General features: G+C 73.6%; 7 protein-coding genes and 1 pseudogene. All 8 read right to left on the bottom strand.

What is annotated here, in order from left to right:
* Window positions 1–868 (bottom strand): annotated as a pseudogene (locus tag Y694_RS19645) (AtzE family amidohydrolase); the annotation flags it as partial.
* Window positions 865–1,098: a DUF4089 domain-containing protein gene (locus tag Y694_RS26590; RefSeq protein ID WP_081782284.1), complete on the bottom strand. Its 234-nt coding sequence runs from the start codon at window positions 1,096–1,098 to the stop codon at window positions 865–867. The pseudogene Y694_RS19645 and the gene Y694_RS26590, both read right to left, overlap by 4 nt.
* 21 nt (window positions 1,099–1,119) lie before the next feature.
* The gene (locus Y694_RS19640) at window positions 1,120–2,379 is read right to left on the bottom strand and encodes an allophanate hydrolase (RefSeq protein WP_310732282.1); all 1,260 of its coding nucleotides are present in this window, start codon (window positions 2,377–2,379) and stop codon (window positions 1,120–1,122) included.
* Window positions 2,283–2,489 (bottom strand): hypothetical protein, encoded by a 207-nt coding sequence (locus Y694_RS26890; protein ID WP_310732283.1) that lies wholly within the window; start codon window positions 2,487–2,489, stop codon window positions 2,283–2,285. Before Y694_RS26890 ends, Y694_RS19640 begins: the two co-directional genes overlap by 97 nt.
* A gap of 29 nt (window positions 2,490–2,518) precedes the next feature.
* A complete protein-coding gene (locus Y694_RS26885) occupies window positions 2,519–2,983 on the bottom strand; it encodes an amidase family protein (RefSeq protein ID WP_310732281.1) in 465 nt (154 codons plus the stop codon).
* 85 nt (window positions 2,984–3,068) lie between these two features.
* Complete coding sequence (locus tag Y694_RS19635; RefSeq protein WP_051495914.1) at window positions 3,069–3,569, bottom strand: nucleoside deaminase; 501 nt, start codon at window positions 3,567–3,569, stop codon at window positions 3,069–3,071.
* 1 nt (window position 3,570) lies between these two features.
* Entirely contained in the window at window positions 3,571–4,800 is a 1,230-nt protein-coding gene (locus tag Y694_RS19630) for an ArgE/DapE family deacylase (RefSeq protein WP_036235634.1), read from the bottom strand.
* On the bottom strand, window positions 4,797–5,048 hold a 252-nt coding region (locus Y694_RS19625; protein ID WP_036235632.1), incomplete at its 5' end, for a M20/M25/M40 family metallo-hydrolase. The genes Y694_RS19630 and Y694_RS19625, both read right to left, overlap by 4 nt.

The following is a 5,048-nucleotide window of genomic DNA, read 5'->3' as shown; positions in this document are numbered from 1 at the left end:
GACGCGACGCGCTCGACCGCGGCGCGCGCCTCGGGCAGCGCGTGCTCGTGGAAGTAGCCACCGAGCACCGCGATGCGCAGGCCGTCCGCGCCCCGCGCCAGCGTGGCATGCGTCGGCTCGATGGGGCGCTGCACGCAGCCCGGGTCGGCGGCGTCCCAGCCCTGCAGCAGGTCGTAGCTGAGCGCCAGGTCGGGCACCGAGCGCGCGAACGGACCGAGGTGGTCGAGGCTGGCGACGAAAGGGTAGGAGCCGTGGCGCGGCAGCCGGCCATAGGTGGCTTGAGGCCGAACACGCCGCACAGCGAACTGGGCACGCGGATCGAGCCGTTGGTGTCGGAGCCCAGGGTCAGCGGCACCTGGCCGGCGGCGATGGCCGCGCCCGAGCCGCCCGACGAGCCGCCTGCGCTGCGCGCCAGGTCGTGCGGGTTGTGGGTGGCGCCGGCGTGGCTGTTCTCGGTGGTGAAGCCGTAGGCGTACTCGTCCATGTTCAGCGCGCCCACCAGCACCGCACCGGCCGCTTCGAGCCGCTCGACCAGCGGCCCGTCGCGCAGCGCCGGCGCACGCTCGCGCTCGATCTTCGAGCCGGCCAGCGTGGCCAGGCCCTGCACGTCGAACAGGTTCTTCACCGCGAAGGGCACGCCCAGCAGCGGCAGCGCCGCGGTGTCGCCGGCCGCGTGGCGCGCGTCGAGCGCGGCGGCGCGCTCCAGCGCGCGCTGCGCGGTGAGGTCGGTGAAGGCATTGACGCGAGCGTCGGTGGCGGTGATGCGCGCCAGGCTGGCCTGCACCATCGTGCTGGCGCTCACCTCGCCGCGCTGCACCGCGGCGGCGATGCCGGTGGCGGTGCCGGCGAGCAGCGTGTCGGCGCTCACGGCGCGGTGTCCTGCGGCGACAGCGGCACGAACTGCGGTGCCGGCTCGTCCTCCACGGCGAGCGGCAGGCCGTTCACCAGCGCGGCCATCTGCGACGCGAGCGCGAAGTAGCGCAGCACGCCGGGGCGGTGTTCGGGCGCGAGCGGCAGGGCCAGCGTGGCGGCGGTGGCATCGACGTAGGCTCGATCGTGTCGGCGGGCAGCATGTCGTTCTCCTGGAAATCCGGGCAGGTGAGGTCGGGTGCGGCGAGCCTAGGCCGCGGCACCGCGCAGCGACGCCGCATAGGCGCGCCAGCCGCCGAAGGCGCTGACATCGGGCGCGCCGGCCAGCGCGTGCGACTCGCACAGGAAGCCGTGCACCCAGCGGCCGTCGGCCAGCTCGATCGAGCCCAGGCCCAGCGGCGGCGGGATCAGCGCGAGGAAGGACCCGACAGCGCGCTGCGGCAGCGCCCACACCTCGACCTCGATCGCGTGGCCTGCGTTGCCAGCGGCGACCCGTACCAGGCCGGGCTTCGGCGGTGTGGTGCCGGGCAGTGCGTGCAGGCGGTAGCGTGGCGCGGTGGTGGTGGCCTCGAGCAGGCTCGCGCCGCGCTCGGTGAGCTGGCCGTTCAGCGGCAGCCCCGACAGATGGGCGCCCACCACGGCCAGCGACAGCGTGGGCTCGGCGGCCGGCAGGAGCCCCGCCGGTGCCGCGGGCAGGTCTTCGAGGTGGCGGCGCGAGGTGCCGAGCGGCAGGTCCATCGCGCGCTGCCATTGCGCGCCGAAGCGGGCCAGCGCGGCGTCGGCGTTCGCCGGAGCGATGAAGGTGACGCCGAACGGCAGCCCGGCGGCCGGGCCTTCGGACACCGGCGTGGCGGTGAAGCCGGCCGGCGCCGCCAGCGCGCACCAGCCCAGCAGGTTGACGAAGTTCGTGTAGGTGCCCAGGCCGGCGTTCGCACCCAGCGGGTCGGCGTCGACCTCGTCGAAGCGCGGGTGCCCCGGCGCGGTGGGCACCATCAGCACGTCGACCTGCCGCCACAGCGCGGTGGCGTCGCGCTGCGCCGCCCGCAGCCGGTACTGGCCGCGGAAGGCATCGGTGGCGCTGAAGGCCGTGGCCGACTCGACGATCTGGCGCACGCTCGGGTCCAGCGCCTGCGGGTCGTGCGCGAGCAGCTCCTGCACCACGGCATGGCGCTCGGCCACCCAGGGCCCGGCGTACAGCAGGTCGGCCACCCGGTGCAGCGGCGCGAAGTCGATCGGCACCGCGCTGTGGCCGAGCCGGCGCAGCTCGCCGAGCGCCTGCTCGAAGGCCGCCGCATAACCGGCGTCGCCGCTGAAGACCGGATCGCGCGGCACGCCGACGCGCAGCGGGCCGTTCCAGCCGGCGGGCCCCGGTGCGAAGGCGCTGTACGCGTCGTCGGTGTCCGGCCCTTCGATCAGCGCGAGCACGGTGGCCGCGGCCGGCACGGTGTGCGCGAACACCGACACGCAGTCCAGCGAGCGGCAGGCCGGCAGCACGCCGGTGGTGGACACGCGGCCCGGTGTGGGCTTGAGGCCGACGATGTTGTTGAATCGGCCGGCACGCGGCCCGAGCCGGCGGTGTCGGTGCCCAGCGCGAGCGGCACGTCGCCGCGCGCGACCACCACCGCCGAGCCGGAGCTGGAGCCGCCGCTCACGCGGTCGGCGGCGACGCGCTCGCCGGCCGGCCATACGGCGAGCGGGTGCCGACCAGGCCGGTGGCGAACTGGTCGAGGTTGGTCTTGCCCAGCCACACCGCGCCGGCCTCGACGAGCCGCTGCACCGCGTGCGCCGAGCGCTCGGCGTCGTGCGAGAACGCCGGGCAGGCGGCGGTGGTGGGCAGCCCGGCGATGTCGATGTTGTCCTTGACCGCGAACGGCACGCCGTACAGCGGCAGGGCGCGGGCGCGCTCGGCCTCGTCCGCGCAGCAAGCGGCGCGCGCCGCCAGCACGGTCAGTTGGTCGTCGAGCTGGGCTTCGCTGGCGAGCAGGATCCACGCCGGGTCGGCCCCTGCGCCCGCCAGCTGGCGCCGCCGCTCGTGGAGCAGCGGGCCGGGCATCGCGCCATCGCGGTAGGCCTGCTGCCACTCTTCGAGCGTGAACGGGTTCGGTGCGTGCATGGTGTGTGCTGGTGCACTGTCTTGTGTACCAGATGGGATGCAGCAGGAACCATGCCGGCCACGGGCCGCCGGCGTGCCGGGCCGTTCAGCGGGTGGCCCAGAAGCCGCGGTGCGGGGCCAGCAGCTCGGCTTCGAGTTCAGGGACCGGGCCGAACACCCGCACCGCCTTCTGGCCGCGCGCGAACAGCTCGCGGCAGGGCAGCGCCAGCGTCGGGTTCTCGGCGTGGTTGCCGGTCAGCGCGAGCAGCGCTTCCTCGCTGGCACCGTAGACGACGCGGCCGATGTTCGCCCAGTAGGCGGTGCCGGCGCACATCGCGCAGGGTTCGAAGGTGGTGACCAGCGTGCAGTCCCACAGGAACTCGGGCGCATGCTTCGCGGCGGCGGTGCGCAGCAGCGTGGCCTCGGCGTGCTGCACGGTGTCGATGTTGCCCTGCTCGGCCAGCACGGTCTGGTGATCGGGGGCGAGCAGCAGCGCGCCGAAGGGGTGCCGGCCGAGCGCCAGCGCGCTCAGCGCGACGGCATTGGCACGGTGCAGCGCGGCGGCGATCTGCGCGGCGCTGGGGTCGGGGTGGCGGAACGCATGCATCTCAGCCCAGCAGCTCGTACAGCGTGCGTGCGACGACCTTGGTCGCGCGCCGCAGGTCGTCGAGCACGATGTGCTCGTCGGCACGCTTGGCGTTGCTCTCCAGCACGGTGCGCGGCCCGGCGCCGTAGATGACGGCCGGCACGCCGTGCTCGCAGTACAGCCGCACGTCGGTGTAGAGCGGCGTGCCGGTGGTGCGGATCGGTTCGCCGAACACCGCCGAGGCCTGCTTCTCCAGCGCGGCCACCAGCGGCGCGTTGCCGGGCAGCGGCGTGAGCGCGCGGCACATCAGCATGCGGCGGATGTCGACGGTGATGCCGTCGGTCTGCGCGGCGGCATCGGCGATCACGCGGCGGATGTCGGCCTCGACCTGCTCGGGGTTCTCCTCGGGGATCATCCGGCGGTCGAGCTTGAACACCACCTTGCCGGGCACGACGTTGGTGTTGGTGCCGCCCTCGATCATCCCGACGTTGAGATAGGGATGGGTGATGCCCGGCACCTTCGAGGAGATGCTCTTGTAGAGGGTGTTCTGCGCATACAGCGCGTTCAGGATCTTCACCGCGCCCTGCAGCGCGTCGACACCGGTGTGGGGGATCGCAGCGTGGGCCATCCTGCCGTGCACCGTGACCTCCATCTGCAGGCAGCCGTTGTGCGCGGTGACGATCTGGTAGCTGAAGCCGGCGGCCATCATCAGGTCGGGCTGGGTGAGGCCCTGGGCCAGCAGCCGGCCGGGGCCGAGCTCGCCGCCGAATTCCTCGTCGTAGGTGAAGTGCAGCTCGACACCGCCCTTCAGCGGCGCGCCGAGCGACTCGATCGCGCGCACCGCGAAGCTGTAGGTCGTGAAGTCGCACTTGCTGACCGCGGCGGCGCGGCCGTAGAGCTTGCCGTCGGCGACTTCGCCGCCGTAGGGATCATGGGTCCAGCCCTCGCCGGGCGGCACCACGTCGCCGTGGGCGTTGAGCGCGATGGTCGGACCACCGGCGCCGTAGCGACGCCGCACGATCAGGTTGGTGAGCGACTCCAGGCCGTAGGCGCGCACCTCGTCGGCCGGCACCGGGTACTTTTCGGCCTCGAAGCCGAAGGCCGCCAGCAGTTCGGCGGTGCGCTCGGCGTGCGGCGCGTTGTTGCCGGGCGGCGAGTCGGTGGGCACCTTCACCAGCTCCTGCAGCAGCTTCACCTGCTCGTCGAAGTGGGCGTCGATCCAGGCGTCGAGTCGGTCGTGGGGGGAGCTCATGGGGTGTCTTGGCTCAGAGTGCCGAGCAGGTGCAGGAAAGCCTCGACCGCAAGCTGCATGTCGTCGGCCGTGGTGGATTCGAGCGGGTTGTGGCTGATGCCGGCGTTCTCGCCGCGCACGAACAGCATGGCCTGCGGCATCACCTCGTGCAGCTTCATCGCGTCGTGGCCGGCGCCGCTGGGCAGGCGGTGCACCGGCAGGCCGGTGGCGGCGACGGCGGCCTCCCAGCGGCGCTGCCAGGCGGCGTC

Origin of the sequence: Methylibium sp. T29-B, assembly GCF_000576225.1 — a bacterium.
Classification (GTDB): Bacteria; Pseudomonadota; Gammaproteobacteria; order Burkholderiales; family Burkholderiaceae_C; genus Methylibium; species Methylibium petroleiphilum.
The sequence above is the reverse complement of the archived record's forward strand: the minus strand, read 5'-3'. Positions and strand labels throughout refer to the sequence as shown.

Excerpts from the sequence above, each read along its gene's own strand:
- Y694_RS26885 (WP_310732281.1), bottom strand. The coding sequence starts at position 2,983 with ATGCACGCACCGAACCCGTTCACGCTCGAAGAGTGGCAGCAGGCCTAC.
- Y694_RS19635 (WP_051495914.1), bottom strand. The coding sequence starts at position 3,569 with ATGCATGCGTTCCGCCACCCCGACCCCAGCGCCGCGCAGATCGCCGCC.
- Y694_RS19630 (WP_036235634.1), bottom strand. The coding sequence starts at position 4,800 with ATGAGCTCCCCCCACGACCGACTCGACGCCTGGATCGACGCCCACTTC.